Genomic DNA, 19,680 nt, shown 5'->3' on the forward strand with positions numbered 1-19,680 from the left:
CCGCTGTGCGCGGCTTTTTTAATTATTTTTCGAAAACGTCAGTAAAGTCACGTTTTAAAATTGGGTCACGACGTGCTTTTTTAATTTGTTTGACCATGTCTTTCACACAATTGTGTAGAACCTGATCGAGCAATGTCGCACGGTATTCTTCTTTCTCTTCTTCTGTCATGCCTTCTGGTAAGTTAAGAGTAGGGAACTCTTCCATTACATTTAAGCCCGCAAATGCCTGACTGACAGAAACCAAGGCGTGGAATTGCTCAAAATTGTCTAGAATATTTTGAGCGCTCTTTGGTAACTCCTCCCAAGATTCTCGTACCGCTTCTTCAGATACTTGGTGAATAGAGGTCACCATTGGGTACATAGATTCATGAACACCATCAAATTCAATTACTTGACGAAGTTCTGGGGAAATGGCTTCTAAGTCCACTTTCTCTTGCTCAGTTTGATTAACGTCAGACATAGTCTCAATCTCATTACTTAAAAACGCTATGCTAAAAAAAATCTGATAAAAGTCAACCTTGCTGGATGATTGCCGAACTCTGGCGTATCCTTAAGATTAAACAGCTGATTTATCTGATATTGTCAGCAAATATACAATGTTTATGAGGGGTGATCGTGGAGATAACAGGTTCTTCCATGCGGATATTGCTTGTTGATGACGTGCAAATGGAGCGCATGCAACTGGCAATACGCCTTAAACAATTAGGTCATAGCGTTGAAATGGCGGCCTCTGGGAGCGAAGCATTAAAGATATACCCAAACTTTCAACCCGAACTCGTTTTACTTGATATTTCGATGCCTGAAATGGATGGATTCCAAGTATCTAGGGAGATTAGATCACAATACCCAGATTGGGTACCCATTATATTTCTGAGTAGCCATGACGAGCCCACCATGATCGCGAAAGCGATAGAAGCCGGTGGCGACGACTATCTAACAAAACCAGTAGATAAGCTCGTACTGAACTCTAAATTGATTGCGATGCAACGTATTGCGTTTATGAGAAGAGAGTTAGACGCAAAAACAGCTCAGTTGGCAAAGCTAAATCAAGAGCTTGAACTATTAGCCAGTGAAGATGGACTGACTAAAATTAAGAATCGAAGATTTATAGATAACAAGATCAGTGAATTGATTTCGATTCATGGACGTCATCAACTTCCAATGAGTCTCATATTGTTAGATGTCGATAACTTCAAGCTTTATAACGATAACTACGGTCATATTGAAGGTGATAAGTGTTTAATCGCGCTAGCGGACATGCTGCAAGAGCTATTTACTCGCAGTGATGAAACTGTTGGGCGTTATGGTGGCGAGGAATTTGTTGTTTTGTTAGGCCATACCGATGCGGAGCAAGCGTTAATCGAAGCGAAACGGATACATAAAGCTTTGGATGCTTTAAAACTAAAACATGAATATAGTGCCGCTGCGCAGGTAGTGACGGTGTCACAGGGGGTGTTGAGTTTAACACCAAAAGGTTTCGAGTCTATTGATGAGCTTTATAAACTTGCTGATAACGCGTTGTATGAGGCGAAGAAACAGGGGAAAAACAATTATATGTTCATTGATGGCAATTCACCTTTAAGATGATTTTTATTGATTAAACGGCGGTTTCCGAGTACTTTACCGCCACACCGAATGTGCGTTTATGCCGATGAATGCTTGTTTTTAGAAGATGTTAATTCAATCTACACGTCCTATATTGGTTACTTTAGTAGCCACTTTTCCTGCACTTTGCATTGCTAAAGGCAATGACTCAATTCAAAGATATCTAGAGCAGTCTTTCTCAGCTGCGATTGTAATGACCGACAGTGAAGTTCTGACTTTCGGAGTGCATGACTTTGATCCAAATGATTGGTTTAATCTTTCAAACGATAAAATTGGTTCAGAGGAGTCTATTCGGCTCAGACAGCAAATTGCAGTATCAACTCTCCCTTTTACTTTTGAGCTAAGTGACAGTGAGGCTATCAATAAGCACCGAGTTGTTACCCGACTCTCCGTTTTAGCATCTGCTCAAGATGTTGAAGTAAGACAAGGTGATGAGCAAGATTATCAAGAGCAATTTATCTTGGGTGCATTTAGTGCATATCGCTATCAATACAAACTTGGTGATAGCTGGACTGTGACCCCTGGGTTAGGCGTACATTTACAATACTTTAAGAATAACCACGATTATAAAAGCCAATACTCTCAAGCATTAAAACCTAAACTAGATGGGGTAGTTTTTAATACCGATGCTTGGGCTGTATCAGCAGAACCTCATATCGAACTAAAATATGATTCTCCTGAAAAGTGGGGAAGTTGGAATGCAACGTCTGCTGCGCACTATTTCTACGGTTATGGCTGGGGTGAAGCAAACTACGGAGATGTTGGTAACCCAGAGGGATGGTATTTAGCTTCAGGTGTTGAAGCGTTTTACGATATCACTCATTGGAAAGAAAGCGTTCAGTCTGTTTATGCCAGCTTTCGCCGTATTGATGTAGGAGGAGACACTGAAACACCAATGGGAACCAATCATTATTACGAAACGTCATTTGGTTGGTTAATGACTCCTCCGTTTAAATTTGATTGGATTGATAATGTCGGAATAGGTTTAAATTTTAACTACGGTAGTGCCCTGATGGGTGGCAGTATCGTTTTATTTTTTAACCAAGAATGAGTCTAAATCTAGCTTGCGGCTGGTGACTACTTTATTTCGGCCTGCTTTTTTTGCCTTATATAATGCTTCATCTGCCGCTTTCATAACTTGCGAAACGTAGTGATGTTCGCTGTTATCCGAGACACCAATACTGATGGTTACATTAACCACTTCATTCTCTTTTTCCGCAGCTCCCCGTTTCTGGCTTCCCTTTTTGTCACTTTTAGGTCGAGAGTCAGAATTACGTAACACCATATCGTAACTCTCTACGGATTCTCTTAATAACTCTAGGTGTTGTACTGTGTCGTCAACATGTTTTCCACGAAATAGGACCGTGAACTCCTCGCCGCCATAACGATAAACTTTCGCTTTACCACTAATGTCTCGCAATTTACTCGCTACTAGCCTTAACACATCGTCACCTGTGTCATGACCATAAGTATCGTTAAAAGATTTGAAGTGGTCGATATCTAACATAGCAATTGTGTATTTGCGACCCAGAAGTTTAAGATCAGATTCTAGGGCAAGCCGTCCAGGAATGCTGGTTAATCTGTCGTTAAAGGCGAGCTCGTAACTGGCCGAAATGACATACACAAGGAGCAGTAGCCCAGCAATTGTGAACATGGTGCTTGAGATGTAGGGCACATGGAAAAAAATGAACGTCACACTAGCAAACATGATTGAGCTGTAAACTACAGCGTCTGTAATTCGATTTTGACGCAAAACTAAAATGGCACAACATAAAACTAACCCCACTAAATAAAGAACCAAAATGAATGGTAAGCGCGAGATCTCGGGGATAATGAAGAGAAAAGTGTCGTCTATATTTTCAAATCCACCATCATAATAGTGGGTCAAAATCAGGTAGCACCATGAAATAAATAAGGAAATGGTTACAGTGTAACCTAGGTAGGTTTTGCTTAAGACGCCAGAATCACTAAGTGGATACACAAGTAGGCAGGCGACAGGTAAAAGAAAAGCCAACAAAGACAACTCAAGCAGTGTTGTGCCGCTAGAAAGAGGGACTTGAAGCCAATTTATAATTATCCAGTACGCGGTAAGCATTGCTGTAGACACCATCGCAATACGGCTTTGTTTGAATGCGTGTCCTAACAAAATAACTGAAACGAACAATACAAATGGTAAGTTTGAAGCAAAATCGATATTTGCTTTCGTTACTGAAATGACGTTACTCATTCCTAAACTGATCAAAGTTAGTAATAATAATGGAAACGACAAACGAAACCAGTTCGACGTGACTAACGAAAAAGACATCTAGTGAGCCTAACCGAATGAGATAATGACAAATTACTTAGCATACTTCTATTTAATGATTTTCCAAGCTTTTTACTAAACTAAAAGTGGAAAATCGGCTTCAAGTATGAGCTACAATGAATAAATGAACAATAAGTATTTGAATTTTTGCTTTCTTGAACAAGTTTATTCATATACTAGATGCTTGATAGTGTGGATTTTGAATTAAAGGTAGGAGTTAGGTGTATGCAAATCAGTGTCGATGTACATAACTATATGGAAACTCTCGTTGGGCAAGTTCTCGCCAAGAAAGAATATGTTGATCAATTTAATAATGAACAGTTGGCAGACCTAGCGTGTTTGGCTCTCAACCAGTTAAGGCCTGTATACATACGTCACGATATTGACTTCTTATCTGCGTTGCCTGAAAAACGCTTGGTAACCTTAAAGCAGGCAGCAGTTGATGCAATAGAGTCTGCAAAGTCGATGGTTATTGATGATAGGCGCCTAAAGAGAAATGATGAAGTTCCCGTTGTGTTTTATCGTCCTGGGTATGATGATAATGCGGAATTGGAGTGGTTTGAGAAACCACTTATTCAAACCAAACACGGCAAGAAGGAGTAAGACGTGGGGTTGTTTTCTCGTCTATTTGGTGGTTCAAAACCACAAACAATAAAAGAAGTAGAACCTGTAGAATATAAAGGTTTTTTGATTTATGCCGAGGCAATGGCTGAAAATGGTCAGTTTCGTATTGCTGGTAGAATTACACAACAAATCAATGATGAAACAAAAACTCATCGATTTATACGGTCTGATGTGCTGTCGAACGAAAATGATGCCAATGAATTTATGCTAAAGAAAGCCCAAATGTTCATTGATCAAATGAACGGTAAAATTTTTGATTAGAAATGCACCAACTTGACACGAGTCATAAATTTGAGAGTCATTAGCCGTTATGCTGATGACTCTTTTTTTTAGGATTGATGATTAATCTTTAACTTTTACAAGTAATTACAAATACTGGTTTGACCTCTGTTCAGCTTCAAAAGTGTTGTTTGATTACCTTCATATAAAGCAAAATAGTCCATTACTTAACGTTATATGTAATGATTTTTTGTATTTTAATTACAAAACACTTGAAACTCGTACAGCCGTTAGATAAAAAAAGAATAATCATTGTGCCAATAGTCAAGGAATAGCTATGCAAATTGGTGTACCAAAAGAAATACTCGCTGGAGAAAGGCGAGTAGCGGCTTCGCCTAAATCGGTAGAGCAGCTAATAAAACTGGGATTTGAAGTCTCAGTTGAGTCTCAAGCGGGTGAACTCGCAAGCTTCGATGACAATGCTTTCATAACAGCAGGTGCTGCGATTGTAAGTAAAGATGAAGTTTGGAACTCAGACCTTATTCTCAAAGTAAATGCCCCTCTAGTCGACGAAGCCCATGACGAGATTGCCTTATTAAAAGAAGGCGCTACTCTGATCAGTTTTATCTGGCCAGCCCAAAACCCTGAGTTAATGGAAAAGCTTTCAAGCAAGAACATTAATGTATTAGCAATGGATTCTGTTCCTCGTATTTCACGAGCTCAGGCACTTGATGCACTTTCTTCGATGGCAAACATCGCAGGTTACCGTGCAGTTGTTGAAGCTGCTCATGAGTTCGGACGTTTCTTTACAGGACAAATCACAGCTGCAGGTAAAGTTCCACCAGCGAAAGTACTTGTAGCAGGTGCTGGCGTAGCGGGTTTAGCAGCGATCGGTGCTGCAGGGAGCCTTGGCGCTATTGTTAGAGCATTTGATGTTCGTCCTGAAGTAAAAGAGCAAGTGCAATCGATGGGCGCAGAGTTTCTTGAAGTAGACTTCAAAGAAGACTCAGGCTCAGGCGATGGTTACGCAAAAGAGATGTCTGAAGAGTTCAACAAAAAAGCTGAAGAGCTTTATGCTGAACAAGCAAAAGATGTCGACATTATTGTAACTACAGCTCTGATACCAGGCCGTCCTGCTCCTAAGCTAATCACCAAAGAAATGGTTGATAGCATGAAGCCGGGAAGCGTGATTGTCGACCTTGCGGCTGCAAATGGTGGTAACTGCGAATACACCGTTGCGGATCAAGTCATCACCACAGAAAATGGCGTAAAAATTGTTGGTTATACCGACATGGTTGGACGCCTACCGACACAATCTTCTCAATTGTACGCAACTAACCTTGTTAACTTGCTAAAACTTTTGTGCAAAGAGAAAGACGGCAACATCGACATCGATTTTGAAGACGTTGTACTTCGTGGTGTAACGGTTGTTAAAGAGGGTGAAGTAACGTGGCCTGCACCGCCAATTCAAGTTTCTGCACAACCTCAAGCAAAAGTAGAAGAGCCAGTGCAAGCTCAGGTTAAGGTTGAAGAACCTAAATCACCTGTTAAGAAGTTTGCTGCACTAGCAATTGGTGTAGGTGCGTTTGCATGGGTTGCATCTGTTGCACCTGCTGCATTTTTGTCTCACTTCACCGTATTCGTTTTGGCCTGTGTGGTGGGTTATTACGTTGTATGGAATGTGACACATGCTTTACACACGCCACTTATGTCGGTAACAAACGCAATTTCGGGCATCATCGTTGTCGGAGCGTTGTTACAGATTGGGCAGGGTAGCGGAGTGGTTACCTTCTTGTCGTTTATAGCCGTGCTCATTGCAAGCATTAACATCTTTGGTGGTTTTACTGTCACCAAACGTATGCTTGAAATGTTCCGTAAAGATCAATAGTAGGGAGTAACAAATGTCTGCAGGATTAGTACAAGCGGCATATATTGTTGCTGCGCTATTTTTTATTCTTAGTTTAGCTGGTTTGTCTAAACAAGAATCCGCTAGAAATGGTAACTACTATGGCATCGCTGGTATGACTATTGCGCTGTTGGCGACGATATTCAGCCCAGATGCTCAAGGTTTTGCTTGGGTGATTATTGCCATGGTTATTGGTGGTGGTATTGGTATCCACTACGCAAAGAAAGTTGAAATGACAGAAATGCCAGAGTTGGTAGCTATTTTACATAGCTTTGTTGGTATGGCTGCAGTTCTTGTTGGCTTTAACAGCTATATCGAGCCACCAGCACCTGTTTCAACTGACTTAGCTGGAATTCAAGCGGAGCATGTTATTCACCTTGTTGAAGTATTCTTAGGTGTCTTCATTGGTGCGGTGACATTTACTGGTTCAATTGTTGCGTTTGGCAAACTTCGTGGTGTTATTTCTTCATCGCCATTGAATCTTCCACACAAGCACAAAATGAACTTGGCAGCGATAGTTGTTTCTACTTTGTTGATGCTTTACTTCGTTAAAGCCGATGGCAGCATGTTTGCATTGATTGTGATGACGCTGATTGCTTTTGCATTTGGTTACCACTTGGTTGCGTCAATTGGTGGTGCAGATATGCCAGTTGTTGTATCGATGCTTAACTCGTACTCTGGTTGGGCAGCAGCAGCAGCAGGTTTCATGCTAGCAAATGATCTATTGATCGTAACTGGTGCACTAGTGGGTTCTTCTGGTGCAATTCTGTCTTACATCATGTGTAAAGCAATGAACCGTTCTTTCATCAGTGTAATCGCTGGTGGCTTTGGTCAGGAAGTTGTTATCTCAGGCGATGTTGACCACGGTGAGCACCGTGAAACAACGGCTGAAGAAGTTGCTGAAATGCTGAAAAACTCAAAGTCTGTTGTGATTACTCCAGGATACGGCATGGCGGTTGCTCAAGCTCAGTACCCAGTGCATGAAATTACAGAAAAACTTCGTTCACAAGGCGTAGAAGTCCGTTTTGGTATTCACCCTGTAGCAGGTCGCTTACCTGGTCACATGAATGTCTTGCTAGCGGAAGCTAAAGTACCTTATGACATCGTATTGGAGATGGATGAGATCAATGATGATCTATCTGACACTGATACTGTCCTAGTAATCGGTGCAAATGACACAGTAAACCCAGCAGCACTTGAAGATCCAAATAGCCCGATTGCAGGTATGCCAGTTCTAGAAGTATGGAATGCGCAAAATGTCATCGTATTCAAGCGTTCAATGAATACGGGTTATGCGGGTGTACAAAACCCACTGTTCTTTAAAGATAACACTCAAATGCTATTTGGTGATGCTAAAGAAAGTGTGGACGCGATTTCTAAAGCTTTGTAAGCTAAGGATACTTAAGAAAGAAGCCAGCAATTTGCTGGCTTCTTTGTTTTTTGTTAGAACATTATTGACACCAATATCACATTGTAAAATTATATTTTTGCGATAATATTTTACTTTAGACGTAACTTACTGATTTAACGAATTTTTGCATTGATTAAAACTACTTTAAAGTCTTTATCCTTATGCTTCTTATTAGCGTCAACACAAGCTTTTGCTGATTCCTTACCTGAGCGAATCGACAAGTTTGTTGACCTATTTGATCCGTCAGAAGCAACAGTTACGTACGACATTCGTGTATTACAAGCGGATTATCCAACGCGCTTGTTGACACCTGAATCCATGCTGCCTCAAACATGGACATATCCACTTAAAGACATACAGCGTCTCTATCAATTAGCTCAAACTTGTACGGGGAAGCTTCCACTAAGCCCTTTAGTGACTGAGCCGTTAGTTTTTACTAGAGCGGTGTGTAAAGGAACCAAATTAAACACAAAATGGTTTGCAAGAAGTGCACTAATCCATCCAGGTGGTGGTACCTATGCTAACCGATACGCAACGTTACACCCTGACAAACAGGAAAAACTTCAACAATACATGCACATTAAAGAACGTCCGCTAGCAGAAAACGATACATTGCTTGGACGGCTGCAACGTATGAATGAAGAAACCATTCTCGCACTGATATCTGGTTCAAGTATGTTCCTTGAGCAAGATAACCTTTGGCTTCGACAAAACGACAATTACCTTATTTTCCCGCAAAATGTATGGAAGAAGAACATCGATATCGCGGGGCTTAGTTTTAAGTTGTCGAATGAAACAAGTACATGTTTCGTACAACGTGGTAACCTGTGTTGGGATGTAGAAGATCATTCTGATGTATTACGCATCAGTATGGTCGTTCTGGTGATTGCTAACATCTTGTTAGTATTAGGCTGGTCGGTATATCGCTGGAATACTAAGCGACAAGAAATGAAGAGTCGTATGTTGATCCTTCAAATTCTAACTCATGAATTGAGAACACCGATAGCCAGCTTGTCATTGACGGTTGAAGGTTTTAGACGAGAATTTGAAAAATTACCAGAGTCGGTGTACGACGAATTTAGACGTTTATGTGAAGATTCAAGACGACTTAGGCAGCTAGCGGAAGCAAGTAAAGACTATCTTCAATCAGACAACAAACCACTTGCTACGGAGTGGGTACCTTCGGTTCAAGAGTGGCTTGAATATAAAGTAGAAGAAGAGTTTGTTGGAGATATTGAGTTTCGAATTAACAACGATGTTGCTGCCAAGTTAAACGTATATTGGCTTGGTACATGTATCGATAATTTAATACGCAATGCCGTCAAATATGGTGTTGCGCCCGTAATGCTTGATGTGGAAACGTCGAGTTCAAAAATAGTAGTTAAGGTTATAGACCAAGGATCGCTAACACAAAAAGACTGGCGACAATTAAGAAAGCCATTTGTTAGCAAAAGTGGCCTTGGCCTCGGCCTTACCATTGTTGAATCTATGGTTGGGAGAATGGGAGGAAAGATGTCCCTCATTGGCCCACCTTCTACATTTATTCTGGAGATACCTTGTGAAACAGACACTGCTTCTCGTTGAAGATGATAAAAACCTAGCAGACGGCCTTTTAGTCAGTTTGGAACAAGCGGGATACGAGTGCTTCCATGCAGAGACTATTGCTGATGTAGAACAATACTGGGACAAAGCGGATCTAGTGATACTGGATCGCCAGTTACCGGATGGTGACTCAGTTGAGCACTTAGTCGATTGGAAGAAAATAAAAGATGTTCCCGTTATTCTTTTAACTGCTTTAGTTACTGTAAAAGACAAAGTAACTGGGCTGGATGCAGGTGCAAATGATTACCTGACAAAACCATTTGCAGAAGCCGAATTATTTGCTCGTATTCGTGCACAGTTGCGTGCTCCTGATGCGGATGCGCTCGATGATACTAAAGTGAAAACTGAGCATTTGTTGATCGATAAAGCGACTCGTGAAGTCTTCTTCAAAGATGAATCGATCACTTTAACTCGAACTGAATTTGACTTGTTGCTTTTCCTTGCGAGCAATTTAGGCCGTGTATTTACGCGTGATGAATTGCTTGATCATGTATGGGGTTATAATCATTTCCCAACAACACGAACGGTAGATACTCACGTTCTTCAGCTACGCCAAAAGTTGCCTGGTTTAGAGATCGAAACTTTGCGTGGTGTTGGTTATAAGATGAAAGCCTAATGCGGATTACAGCTTTTTTGATTGGCACGCTTATTAGCGTGCCTTTATATGCTGCGAATGTTGACTGGTTTGAAGACAATACGCCGTTAACACAAGCGCATAAACACTTGTTAAATGATGATCTGCCATCGATGTTTTCGTCTTTGGTTGAAGTTTGGCAACAAGAAAAAAAGCAGACTAACGCTCCCCACTTAAATGATCTTTTTCTCCAATCACTAGAAGTGGATTGTGGTAAAAGCCTAGATACAAAATCACTACCGAATTGGCTAAAGTCTGTCACGGTTCAAAGAGCAGAAATTCAAAGCCCGGGTAGGGATGCGTATCGTGCTGAAGTTCGCGTTTCTACTTATAAAGAAATTGCCGACATCACATTGTCGAAGTGGGTACAGAAATCGTTATCAAACGATGACTCATTAACAGGTTTTGAGCCTGACGGAAACGGTGTCAAAAACTATATCAAACGTTATAACTTAAATAGTCGAGTGCCTATGGGGTTATATAGAATTGATATTACAGCGAAAGATCAAACATCTTGGAGCTCTTGGCTTGTCATCGGTGATCCAAGAGCAAAAATCAGCGTTCGCTGGCAATCTAAAGATCAATGGTCGATCGAAAAAAATGCGCTTTTGAATCCTCATTGTCCGTTGCCTAAACAAAACGTGACCGTTTATGATTATGTGGATGGCACATATAATCAGGTATGGAAAGACGTTTCAGATTCTGATTACCCGACAAGCTTGGATTCTACGGGTATTCCTGCAGGACGGTATATCCTCGCAGTCTCGATGATACACCAGCGCTGGCAAGGTCCAATAATTGTAGAGCAATCACAAATAATTAGTAAAACTTATGATGTTTCCCAAGAGGAATAGCTAAAGTTTCATAACAGTGTGACGATATAAACGTAAGGGAATTAAAGAGTTTATATCGTTATGCAAAAACCAATAAAGCTTCTCACTCTTTCAATTGCTTGTGCAGCCGGTTCTGTACAAGCCGCAAGCTATGCCATCGAGGCTCGAGGCGATGCCATGGGTGGTGTCGGTGTTGTCTCAGCAAACTTTCTCACTGCACCTTTTTATAATCCAGCATTAACAGCAATATATCGTCGTAATGATGATGTTGGCATGATCACGCCAAGCTTTGGATTAGCCTATAACGACGAATACATGATGGTCGATGAACTAGAGACGGCCGCTGGCATCATTGATAAAGCGGCAAATGGTGATTTCAGCCAAGTATCCGAACTACAAACCACACTCGATTCGTTACAGGGTGACAAAGCAAAACTAGAGCTGGGTGGGGTGGTGGCATTCGCTATTCCAAATCAGTATGTTGCTGCAAATGTGTTTGGTAAAGCATATACCGAATCATTCGCCGAAACTGATATCTATGCTGGCTCAAATACCGGAATTTCAACCATAGACACCGCGGTGAATGCAGAGTTAAGTGCTGTCAACGCCGTTTCTATTGGGGTGACGGAAGTTGGCATCTCACTGGCGAAATATCAAACCTTCTTAGGACAACACATTGCATTTGGTATTACGCCAAAATTACAAAGAATTTATACCTATGTATATTCAGCAAACTTGAATAGCTACGATATTAAAGATGTACGTGATAATGGTACAGGAGAAACCATGTTTAACATGGATGCTGGATTCTTATGGTTTTATGGCCCGTTGAGAATCGGTTTTTCGGCGACTAACCTTGTTAGCCGAGATATTCAAACATTGACGCTGAACCAAACGGTCACTTCAAGCATTGACCCGAGCCAAAGTCGCGATCTCACACAAACATATGCTTATCAAATCAGGCCTCAATATACCGTTGGAGCAGGTATTGTCTCAGATTACTTTACATTAAGTGCTGATTACGAATTGAACGAAAATGAACGCTACACCAATTTCAACGACAATACTCAAATGGTTAGGGTAGGAGGGGAGTTGGATATATTACGCCAACTAAAATTGCGTGCTGGCTGGAACAAGAATATCGCCTATGATGATACTGACGATACCTTCACAGCAGGTATTGGACTTTCACCTTTGAATTTGTTCCAGCTTGATTTAGGTGCAAGTTATACTAATGAAAATTCGATGGGAGCTTACGTGAACTTTCTGACAAGTTACTAGTGAATGGAGTAATGCTGGCATCCAATCAAAAATCTGTTTACTATCGGCTCTTATTTATTGCTAGGAGTTTTTATGTTGGATGATCTTCCTCCTCTGAGCCACTCAGAACAACAAGTTGCCGTTGAGAAAATACAGCAACTCATGGCATCAGGGATCAGTACTGCACAAGCCATCAAAATAGTCGCTCAAGAAATTCGTGACCAAGCAGCAAAAGAAAAGGCAGAGTAATCTGCCTTTTCTTTTATCTTTAATTAAGCAGTAGAATATTCTTCTGTCAAAGTAACTTTCCTTGCAAATCTTTAATTTTCTCTTCGTGTTACTCCTTTGTTTAATTAAATCAATAGGTTATAGTGGAATGATCGACTGCTGCTGATCTTGTTTGGTTTTATTGTGTAATTTAATTACATAAAAGATGTTAGGCTGTTTTTGTTCTAGCATAAAATGCTGCGAATAAACTTGCTTTACAGAAACAGTAATTACTCACCAACAAAATGTTTAAATTTGAGCTTTATGATCAAATTCGAAAGGTCTTGATCAATATTGATCAAATTTAAAGTGGGTGTAATCGAAGGTTATAACGCTGAAGAATTTTTGATATGTATCGGGCTAGTTGTTCAGTAAGGTCATTGAGTTGTTTGGGAGATGTTAAGTCGGCCTGCGCTAACGAACAATTGAAGAACTAGGCTTAGAACGTGAGGCTGTTTTTAGTTTAAGCAGGTTATGGACTCGTAAGGACTTAAGGCTTCTGGCATTGCGAGGTAGTAACCTTGAAACATGTCGATATCGAGCTGCTTCATGGTATCGTATTGATGTTTTGTTTCTATACCTTCAACAACAACCTTAGCACCGATCGACTTCGCAACACGTAACCCTTCGTATAATTTCTCTGGTTTAGCATCTAAAAAGTCTAACATGATAGAGCGATCAAGCTTTACGATAGCAGGTTGTATGAGTTCAACTCGTTCTTTTGTTGACGCCTTTGTTCCGTAGTCGTCGACAGCAACATGAAAGCCTTGATCGCTTAACTTCATCATTGTTTCACGCAGTGTATCATCGTCATGAAACTTTAATTCAACGAGCTCCATAACCAGTTGTGAGTGTTGGATGTTTAAGTCATTTAATCGTTTAATTAATAAGCTATTATCAAGACCGTTGTATGTAAGGTATTCAGTAGCAGAAGGGAGGACATTCAAAAACAATTTTAGATGTGCGTATTTAGAACGTGAAAAGTTACGAATATGTATTGCACGACTTAACCGTTCAACGTTGATCTTGTCTTCTAAATTTATTGCATTCGATTGAAAGTATGCATCCGGTCTAATTTGTATTCCTTGAGCCGTTTTTATTCTGACTAAAGCTTCAACGCCAATAATGCCATCTTGTCGATTGAAAATCGGTTGAAACACGCTCGAAAGGGTAAGTTCTTTATAGTTAGCAACAAACTGATACGCGCTATTTAGTTCTATACACGCTTGGAATTGTTGCTGGAGGGAGAGAATCATGTTGTTACCAAGCTCACTATAAAGAATGAAATCTGTCGCATATTTTGTGAAAAATCATGAAATATCGCGTCACATTATTGATAATGTCATTAATATGTCAACGCATAAACAACGGTGCTTTATGGTTTATGTGATTGTTAATAGATAAAATAGTTAATTCGATTGACTTGATGTTTGTTGGTGTTGGTCTGGTCGTTTATCCTTGTCAATTGTACGTATTAGACATTAAGTTTGTTTTAGCCGCTAATAAAGCGATACCAGATATTATTCGCCAAATTCTAGATATATCTCTCAATATTCTATCTTATTGAAAAATGTTTCTTACGAACCTATCGCTCTGTCTAATCGTTTGTTGTGGCTGACACCATCTCTGGGAAAGATTCTGATGCAGGGATCGGTATGTAATGGCGTTGAGGAAGGTGACCAATTGTTGAGGTTTGTATCTGTTATTCGTGTGGCTTGTAAACAAGACTAATACACGGTGGATTAAAGATGTTGCTAAAGCATCAACTTAATTGGATAACTGAATAGAGCTGAATATACTTTCTAACTAAACTTTGGTTCGTCGAGCGTTTTAATGGATGTGTAAATTTGACGTAATAGGGGCTAACATTAAAGTGTTTCTCAAGGTCATAAGCAAGCTGAGAGTCACTTTCGTATAGGCTGATGCCTTGAGCATTATATTCGTCAATTTCATCTGGGATCTGTCCTGTCCACCAGTGGAGTAGCTCTCGGCTTTGCTTACTTCGCGAAATCCAATGATCAGTTAAAAGGAGTAATAAATCATTTGGTTGGATAGCATACGCATACTCCTGTTGCCATTGCCCCACAGCTCGGAATAATTTTTTGCGACAAGTCGGTCCTGCACTGACTAAATGGGAGGTAATAACCCAGACGGTCCCTGCATCTGAGCTCACACGAAAGTGATGGGGATAATCTGTCGACTTCAAAGACTCCATTGGCGCAAAATCGCAAGTATGTCCGAACTCATTCAGCGTCCGAGCTAAGCGGCGAGCAAACGCAAGACCTAAATGGTGTTCGCTCATGCCCTGATTGTGAATCGTAGGATAGTGTTTTTCACATAGTTTCATGCAGTCCGTTTGAAACTCGTTAACACTTTGAATCAGCACATCCAATAACAAATCATCTCTCCTAGAAAACGAGCACCAGAGCAAAAGCTCAGATTAACATAATTCGTTACAGCGCTTGCTCAAAAATACTGACACCATGATCATGAACACGATTTTTTCTTTGAGATCATGGGCTTTTCATAAAACATGGTCAAGCCATGCCAAGGTCGTGTGGTTGGTGTGAATCACTTGATTTTTAACTTAAGGTAATACACTCCATATCCAGAACCCCAAGGTCATTAGGGTATAATCGTTAACGGTAAGAATACGAAAAGGTTTAAACAAATATGGCCAAGATTGAATTTACATCACAACAAAAGCACGATATGGCGGAAGCTTTGCAAAAGTACTTAATGGACGAACTTCAAGTTGAAATCGGGCAGTTTGATGCAGAGTTTATGTTTGATTTTATCGTAGACACATTTGGGCCTGCTTTCTATAACAAAGGGATTGTCGATGCACAGACCGTTATTCACAGGAAGCTTCAAGACATTGATGATGAGCTGTATGAAATAGAACAGATAAGCAAGTATTAGCAAAAAACTCTTATTCAAAATTTTTGATGTAGTTGAACAGGTGTGCTCTATTTCACGAATGTAAAGAATGGTAAATACTATGTTGCGAAGAGTGAGGTATATGTACTATGCCTGATAGGTATTCTCATTTACATTTAAAAGCAAGATAGAGAAAGTTAGTTATGAGTTCTGATGTACAAAGCTACAACCTGACAGCCCGTACCATTCATTGGTTATCTGCAATCATAGTAATAGGCATGTTTGGTGTTGGTTTGTGGATGGTAGATCTAAGCTATTACAGCGAATGGTATCAAACTGCGCCTCATTGGCATAAATCTATAGGTATCATTCTTGCGGCAGTCACGCTCTTTCGATTGATTTGGAAGTTTGTGACGGTGTCACCTAGTGTGGAAGGTCATGCCTATGAGATCTTAGGTGCCAAACTGGTTCATATCGCTATGTATGGTTTATTAGCAACTTTGTTTATATCGGGCTATCTCATTTCAACGGAAGACGGACGAGGTATCGATGTTTTCGGTTGGTTTACTGTTCCGGGATTAGGTGCACTTTTTGAAGGGCAATCCGACCTATCTGGAACCATTCACTTTTATGCAGCTTGGGCTTTGATGATACTTGCTGGTTTTCACGCTATCGCTGCACTAAAACATCATGTGATTAATAAAGACAACACGCTACGCAAAATGATAGGAGCTTCAAAATGAAAAAAACGTTATTTGCTACAGGACTAGCTATGGCCATGGTACTGCCTTTTGGTGCCAGCGCAGCGGATTACGTTATCGATACAAAGGGTGCTCACGCATCCATTAACTTCAAAGTAAGCCATCTGGGTTACAGTTTCACGAAAGGTCGATTCAATAAATTTGATGGTGAATTCTCTTACGATCCAAAAAACATTGAAGCATCAAAAGTAACTGTAAATGTTGATACACGTAGCTTGGATTCTAATCATGCTGAACGTGACAAACACATCCGTAGCTCAGATTTTATCGATGCGGGTAAGTTTTCAACGGCGACATTTACTAGTACAAAAGTGGTCGACAAAGGTGATGGTAAGTTAGATGTGATTGGTGAACTGAATTTACATGGTGTCACGAAAACAATCACGATTGATGCCGAGTTTATTGGAGCTGGCCAAGACCCATGGGGTGGCGAGCGTGCTGGCTTTGAAGGTACGACACGACTTGAACTCGCAGATTTCAATATCGCGGTCATGGGCGCATCAAGCTATGTTGATATGGAACTATTTGTCGAAGGTATTAAGAAATAAATACCCTTGATTCAAAGAGAAAGCCCCCAAAAGGGGGCTTTTTTTTGGTCTGTAGGCGACTTATTTCCTGACCAAAACTGTTACGCGGTTTCAAGCTCTTGTTGATTAACCACGGTTAAACGTTCTCCGTAAACATCTCGTAATGCTTTCAAAACATGTTCGCGGCAAAGAACGCCAATGAGTTGTCCATTTTCAAGCACAGGTAACATGTGTGGTTTATTTACCTTCATGCTCTTTGCGCGCTCTTCTAGAGACAATGACGTCATACGTGTTGCGATGCCCATTCCGCTTGTTGGGTATAGCTGCTCTTTGTCAATACATAGAAATTCAGTAACATCTACCAGCTTATCTGCTGCATCTATTGCGATCACATCACGTGACATCAAATCCACGACTTTCTGTTCCGTACTTGGAATGTAATCCTGACACCACAAATCAACCATGACATCGTGAGCAGAGAAAAAACCAACCAAACGACCTTCAACATCACACACTGGCGCGCCATCAAGGTGGTTAGCGAGTAGAGTGTCAATCGCGACTGCTGTTGGCATTTCTACAGAAAGAGTCAGTGGGCGAGTGTTCATAATTTCTTTAACGGTGATGTTGCTGTTCATAATGATGTCCTTAACTGTCGTAATTTGAGTTGTATTTGTAATGGTTGATACGTTCGCCGCTTTAAGTTGCGGACGACGGTAGATACACCAGTTGGCAAGTCCAACTAATACGGCGCCACCGACAATGTTGCCCAGTGTGACTGGGATTAGGTTGGCAGTAACAAATTGGTAAATATTAAGATCAGCGTATTGACTGGCATTGACGCCGGCTTCTAGCCAAAAACTATTTGGTGCAAAATTTTGAATGACGATGCCTAGTGGCACCATGAACATGTTGGCAACACAGTGTTCAAAACCAGTAGAGACAAACATGGCGACAGGCATAATGGTCATCGCTGCTTTTGTCATGGCATTTGCGCTACTGAACGTTAGCCAAATTGCTAAGCACACGAGTAAGTTACACAACACACCAAGAGAAAATGCTTGAATTGGTGAATGGTGAAGCTTGTGCTGCGCAATATTTAGAGCGTTTAAGCCCCATTGACCGTGATCCAATTGATACAGACCAGCTGCAGATACTAAAAGGAGCAAAAACATTGCGCCGATAAAGTTACCGACATACACCTTGCCCCAAATTGAGAGCATTTTTCCGAAGCTGATCTGTTTATTTGCCCAAGAAATGCTCGATAACACTGAGCTGGTAAACAGTTCTCCGCCGCATATTACAATCAGTATTAACCCCATACTGAATGCTAGACCGCCAGCGAGTCGACTTAACCCCCATCCTGCATCAGCACTGCCTGTGGTCACTGTGATGTAGAAAAGAAAGGCTAATCCGATAAAAGCACCCGCCATAACTGACAAGCTTAAGATCATCCCGTCACTTTTCTTTGCTTTGCTCAAAGCGAACTTTTCGGCTTCTGCCATCATCTCTGCAGGAGAAAAGTATTGATGATTAGTTTCAGCTGACATTTCTGCTCCCTAATCTGTTGTTCATGTTGACCTCCGTGAAAAATTAAAGGTGTTTATAAGGCCTGTTGCCTGACTGCCAATTCAGATTAGAGAAGTAGGGTATAGAGGTAAAATTGATAATTTTTAAAATCTTTATCAAAAAGATTGATATGTACAAATGCACCAGTAAAATGAAACAGCTTGCCTATTCTGAGAGGTCAATGAACGGGCATGGATTACAAATTAAGGAATGAGATCAGGAGCTTCAGTGCGCTATTCATTAAAGCAACTTGCGGTATTTGATGCCGTCGCAGATTCAGGCAGCGTAAGCCTAGCGGCTGAAAAGCTTGCATTAACACAGTCAGCGACGAGTATGTCGCTCGCACAACTAGAGAAGATGCTAGGTCGTCCTTTGTTTGAAAGGCAAGGCAAGCAAATGGCATTAACCCATTGGGGTATGTGGTTAAGGCCAAAAGCAAAACGCTTACTGCAAGATGCGAAGCAAATACAAATGGGGTTCTATGAACAACATTTACTCAGCGGAGAATTAAGGCTCGGTGCGAGTCAAACACCAGCAGAACATTTGGTTCCAGATCTTATCAGCATTATTGATAATGACTTCCCTGAAATGCGTATATCACTGAAAGTGAAGAGTACCAACAGCGTAATTGAAGGGGTGCTGGATTATAAATATGACTTAGGCGTTATAGAAGGGCGTTGTGATGATAATCGGATTCACCAAGAAGTATGGTGTCGAGATCATTTAACTGTCGTTGCCGCTGCACACCATCCCTATGCGCGTTCCGAGCGTGTGAGTCTAGCGCAATTAGAACAAGCAAAGTGGGTTTTACGAGAGCATGGTTCTGGTACTCGAAAGATTTTTGATAGCTCCATTCACCATCTTATTGAAGATTTAGATGTTTGGCGTGAGTACGAACATGTGCCTGTATTAAGAAGTATGGTTGCTCACGGACAATATCTAACGTGTCTACCGTACCTCGATGTAGAAAAGTTTATTGAGAGCGGGCAATTAGTTGCACTAAATGTTCCTGAGTTGAACATGGAACGTACACTGTCTTTCATATGGCGAGCAGATATGGTTGAAAACCCTTTAGCAGAGTGCATCAAGCGTGAAGGGTTACGAATGATGAAAGGAAAACCATCAGTTCTATAATCTATATTTTCCAATTCTGTTGATTTACCGTTTGCGTCACAATTAAAGGAAACTAACTGTCGCATCGTTACTTGTAAATGTGATCGGTATCCTTAATTTCTATGCAGTAGAACGTAGAATGTCCTCTTGATTCATGATGCTGTAGA

General features: G+C 40.8%; 20 protein-coding genes. 15 read left to right on the forward strand and 5 right to left on the reverse strand.

What is annotated here, in order from left to right:
* Positions 1 to 22 precede the first annotated feature (22 nt).
* On the reverse strand, positions 23 to 460 hold the full coding sequence (locus tag ACQEXU_RS02480) for a DUF3069 domain-containing protein (RefSeq protein WP_367989905.1): 438 nt from the start codon (positions 458 to 460) through the stop codon (positions 23 to 25).
* Between the two features lie 176 nt (positions 461 to 636).
* On the opposite strand from ACQEXU_RS02480, the gene ACQEXU_RS02485 reads away from it, so the two are divergent.
* Positions 637 to 1,587 carry a GGDEF domain-containing response regulator gene (locus ACQEXU_RS02485; RefSeq protein ID WP_427009540.1) on the forward strand — a complete coding sequence of 317 codons (951 nt, stop codon included), beginning with the start codon at positions 637 to 639 and terminating at the stop codon, positions 1,585 to 1,587.
* An 85-nt stretch (positions 1,588 to 1,672) separates the two neighbouring features.
* On the forward strand, positions 1,673 to 2,656 hold the full coding sequence (locus ACQEXU_RS02490) for a Solitary outer membrane autotransporter beta-barrel domain (RefSeq protein WP_427009541.1): 984 nt from the start codon (positions 1,673 to 1,675) through the stop codon (positions 2,654 to 2,656).
* On the opposite strand, the gene ACQEXU_RS02495 is transcribed toward ACQEXU_RS02490, so the two are convergent.
* Entirely contained in the window at positions 2,636 to 3,910 is a 1,275-nt protein-coding gene (locus ACQEXU_RS02495) for a GGDEF domain-containing protein (protein WP_427009542.1), read from the reverse strand. The genes ACQEXU_RS02490 and ACQEXU_RS02495 overlap by 21 nt on opposite strands.
* Positions 3,911 to 4,135: 225 nt before the next feature.
* Here ACQEXU_RS02495 and ACQEXU_RS02500 point away from each other — a divergent pair, with 225 nt between their 5' ends.
* The 9 genes from ACQEXU_RS02500 to ACQEXU_RS02540 all read left to right on the forward strand — a co-directional run bounded on the left by ACQEXU_RS02500 (position 4,136) and on the right by ACQEXU_RS02540 (position 12,648).
* Complete coding sequence (locus tag ACQEXU_RS02500) at positions 4,136 to 4,513, forward strand: late competence development ComFB family protein (RefSeq protein ID WP_367989901.1); 378 nt, start codon at positions 4,136 to 4,138, stop codon at positions 4,511 to 4,513.
* Positions 4,514 to 4,516: 3 nt separating this feature from the next.
* A complete protein-coding gene (locus ACQEXU_RS02505; protein ID WP_427009543.1) occupies positions 4,517 to 4,795 on the forward strand; it encodes an HlyU family transcriptional regulator in 279 nt (92 codons plus the stop codon).
* 295 nt (positions 4,796 to 5,090) lie between these two features.
* Entirely contained in the window at positions 5,091 to 6,641 is a 1,551-nt protein-coding gene (gene pntA / locus ACQEXU_RS02510; RefSeq protein WP_427009544.1) for a Re/Si-specific NAD(P)(+) transhydrogenase subunit alpha, read from the forward strand.
* Positions 6,642 to 6,654: 13 nt separating this feature from the next.
* Positions 6,655 to 8,049 (forward strand): Re/Si-specific NAD(P)(+) transhydrogenase subunit beta, encoded by a 1,395-nt coding sequence (gene pntB / locus ACQEXU_RS02515; RefSeq protein WP_427009545.1) that lies wholly within the window; start codon positions 6,655 to 6,657, stop codon positions 8,047 to 8,049.
* A 141-nt stretch (positions 8,050 to 8,190) separates the two neighbouring features.
* Positions 8,191 to 9,654 carry a sensor histidine kinase VxrA gene (vxrA, locus tag ACQEXU_RS02520; RefSeq protein ID WP_374144858.1) on the forward strand — a complete coding sequence of 488 codons (1,464 nt, stop codon included), beginning with the start codon at positions 8,191 to 8,193 and terminating at the stop codon, positions 9,652 to 9,654.
* Positions 9,629 to 10,288, forward strand: a complete 660-nt coding sequence (gene vxrB, locus ACQEXU_RS02525) for a response regulator transcription factor VxrB (RefSeq protein ID WP_367989896.1) — start codon at positions 9,629 to 9,631, stop codon at positions 10,286 to 10,288. Before vxrA ends, vxrB begins: the two co-directional genes overlap by 26 nt.
* Complete coding sequence (locus tag ACQEXU_RS02530) at positions 10,288 to 11,160, forward strand: DUF2861 family protein (RefSeq protein ID WP_367989895.1); 873 nt, start codon at positions 10,288 to 10,290, stop codon at positions 11,158 to 11,160. The genes vxrB and ACQEXU_RS02530 overlap by 1 nt, the downstream gene beginning before the upstream one ends.
* Positions 11,161 to 11,220: 60 nt before the next feature.
* Positions 11,221 to 12,420, forward strand: a complete 1,200-nt coding sequence (locus ACQEXU_RS02535; RefSeq protein WP_427009546.1) for a conjugal transfer protein TraF — start codon at positions 11,221 to 11,223, stop codon at positions 12,418 to 12,420.
* Between the two features lie 72 nt (positions 12,421 to 12,492).
* Positions 12,493 to 12,648, forward strand: a complete 156-nt coding sequence (locus ACQEXU_RS02540; protein WP_367989893.1) for a YoaH family protein — start codon at positions 12,493 to 12,495, stop codon at positions 12,646 to 12,648.
* A 476-nt stretch (positions 12,649 to 13,124) separates the two neighbouring features.
* Here the strand turns inward: ACQEXU_RS02540 and ACQEXU_RS02545 are convergent, their stop codons facing one another.
* Complete coding sequence (locus ACQEXU_RS02545; RefSeq protein ID WP_427009547.1) at positions 13,125 to 13,922, reverse strand: EAL domain-containing protein; 798 nt, start codon at positions 13,920 to 13,922, stop codon at positions 13,125 to 13,127.
* Positions 13,923 to 14,428: 506 nt separating this feature from the next.
* The gene (locus ACQEXU_RS02550; RefSeq protein WP_427009548.1) at positions 14,429 to 15,064 is read right to left on the reverse strand and encodes a hypothetical protein; all 636 of its coding nucleotides are present in this window, start codon (positions 15,062 to 15,064) and stop codon (positions 14,429 to 14,431) included.
* Positions 15,065 to 15,339: 275 nt separating this feature from the next.
* Between ACQEXU_RS02550 and ACQEXU_RS02555 the strand changes: the two genes are divergently transcribed.
* The 3 genes from ACQEXU_RS02555 to ACQEXU_RS02565 all read left to right on the forward strand — a co-directional run bounded on the left by ACQEXU_RS02555 (position 15,340) and on the right by ACQEXU_RS02565 (position 16,855).
* Entirely contained in the window at positions 15,340 to 15,588 is a 249-nt protein-coding gene (locus tag ACQEXU_RS02555; RefSeq protein ID WP_427009549.1) for a DUF2164 domain-containing protein, read from the forward strand.
* A gap of 161 nt (positions 15,589 to 15,749) precedes the next feature.
* Positions 15,750 to 16,289, forward strand: coding sequence for a cytochrome b (locus ACQEXU_RS02560; protein ID WP_427009550.1), 540 nt, complete (start codon positions 15,750 to 15,752; stop codon positions 16,287 to 16,289).
* Entirely contained in the window at positions 16,286 to 16,855 is a 570-nt protein-coding gene (locus ACQEXU_RS02565; protein ID WP_367989888.1) for a YceI family protein, read from the forward strand. Before ACQEXU_RS02560 ends, ACQEXU_RS02565 begins: the two co-directional genes overlap by 4 nt.
* Before the next feature lie 80 nt (positions 16,856 to 16,935).
* Here the strand turns inward: ACQEXU_RS02565 and focA are convergent, their stop codons facing one another.
* Entirely contained in the window at positions 16,936 to 18,381 is a 1,446-nt protein-coding gene (gene focA, locus ACQEXU_RS02570; RefSeq protein WP_427009551.1) for a formate transporter FocA, read from the reverse strand.
* Positions 18,382 to 18,628: 247 nt separating this feature from the next.
* Here focA and ACQEXU_RS02575 point away from each other — a divergent pair, with 247 nt between their 5' ends.
* A complete protein-coding gene (locus ACQEXU_RS02575; RefSeq protein ID WP_367989886.1) occupies positions 18,629 to 19,534 on the forward strand; it encodes a LysR substrate-binding domain-containing protein in 906 nt (301 codons plus the stop codon).
* Positions 19,535 to 19,680: the final 146 nt, after the last annotated feature.

The organism is Vibrio sp. TRT 21S02, from assembly GCF_050113675.1.
Lineage (GTDB): Bacteria > Pseudomonadota > Gammaproteobacteria > Enterobacterales > Vibrionaceae > Vibrio.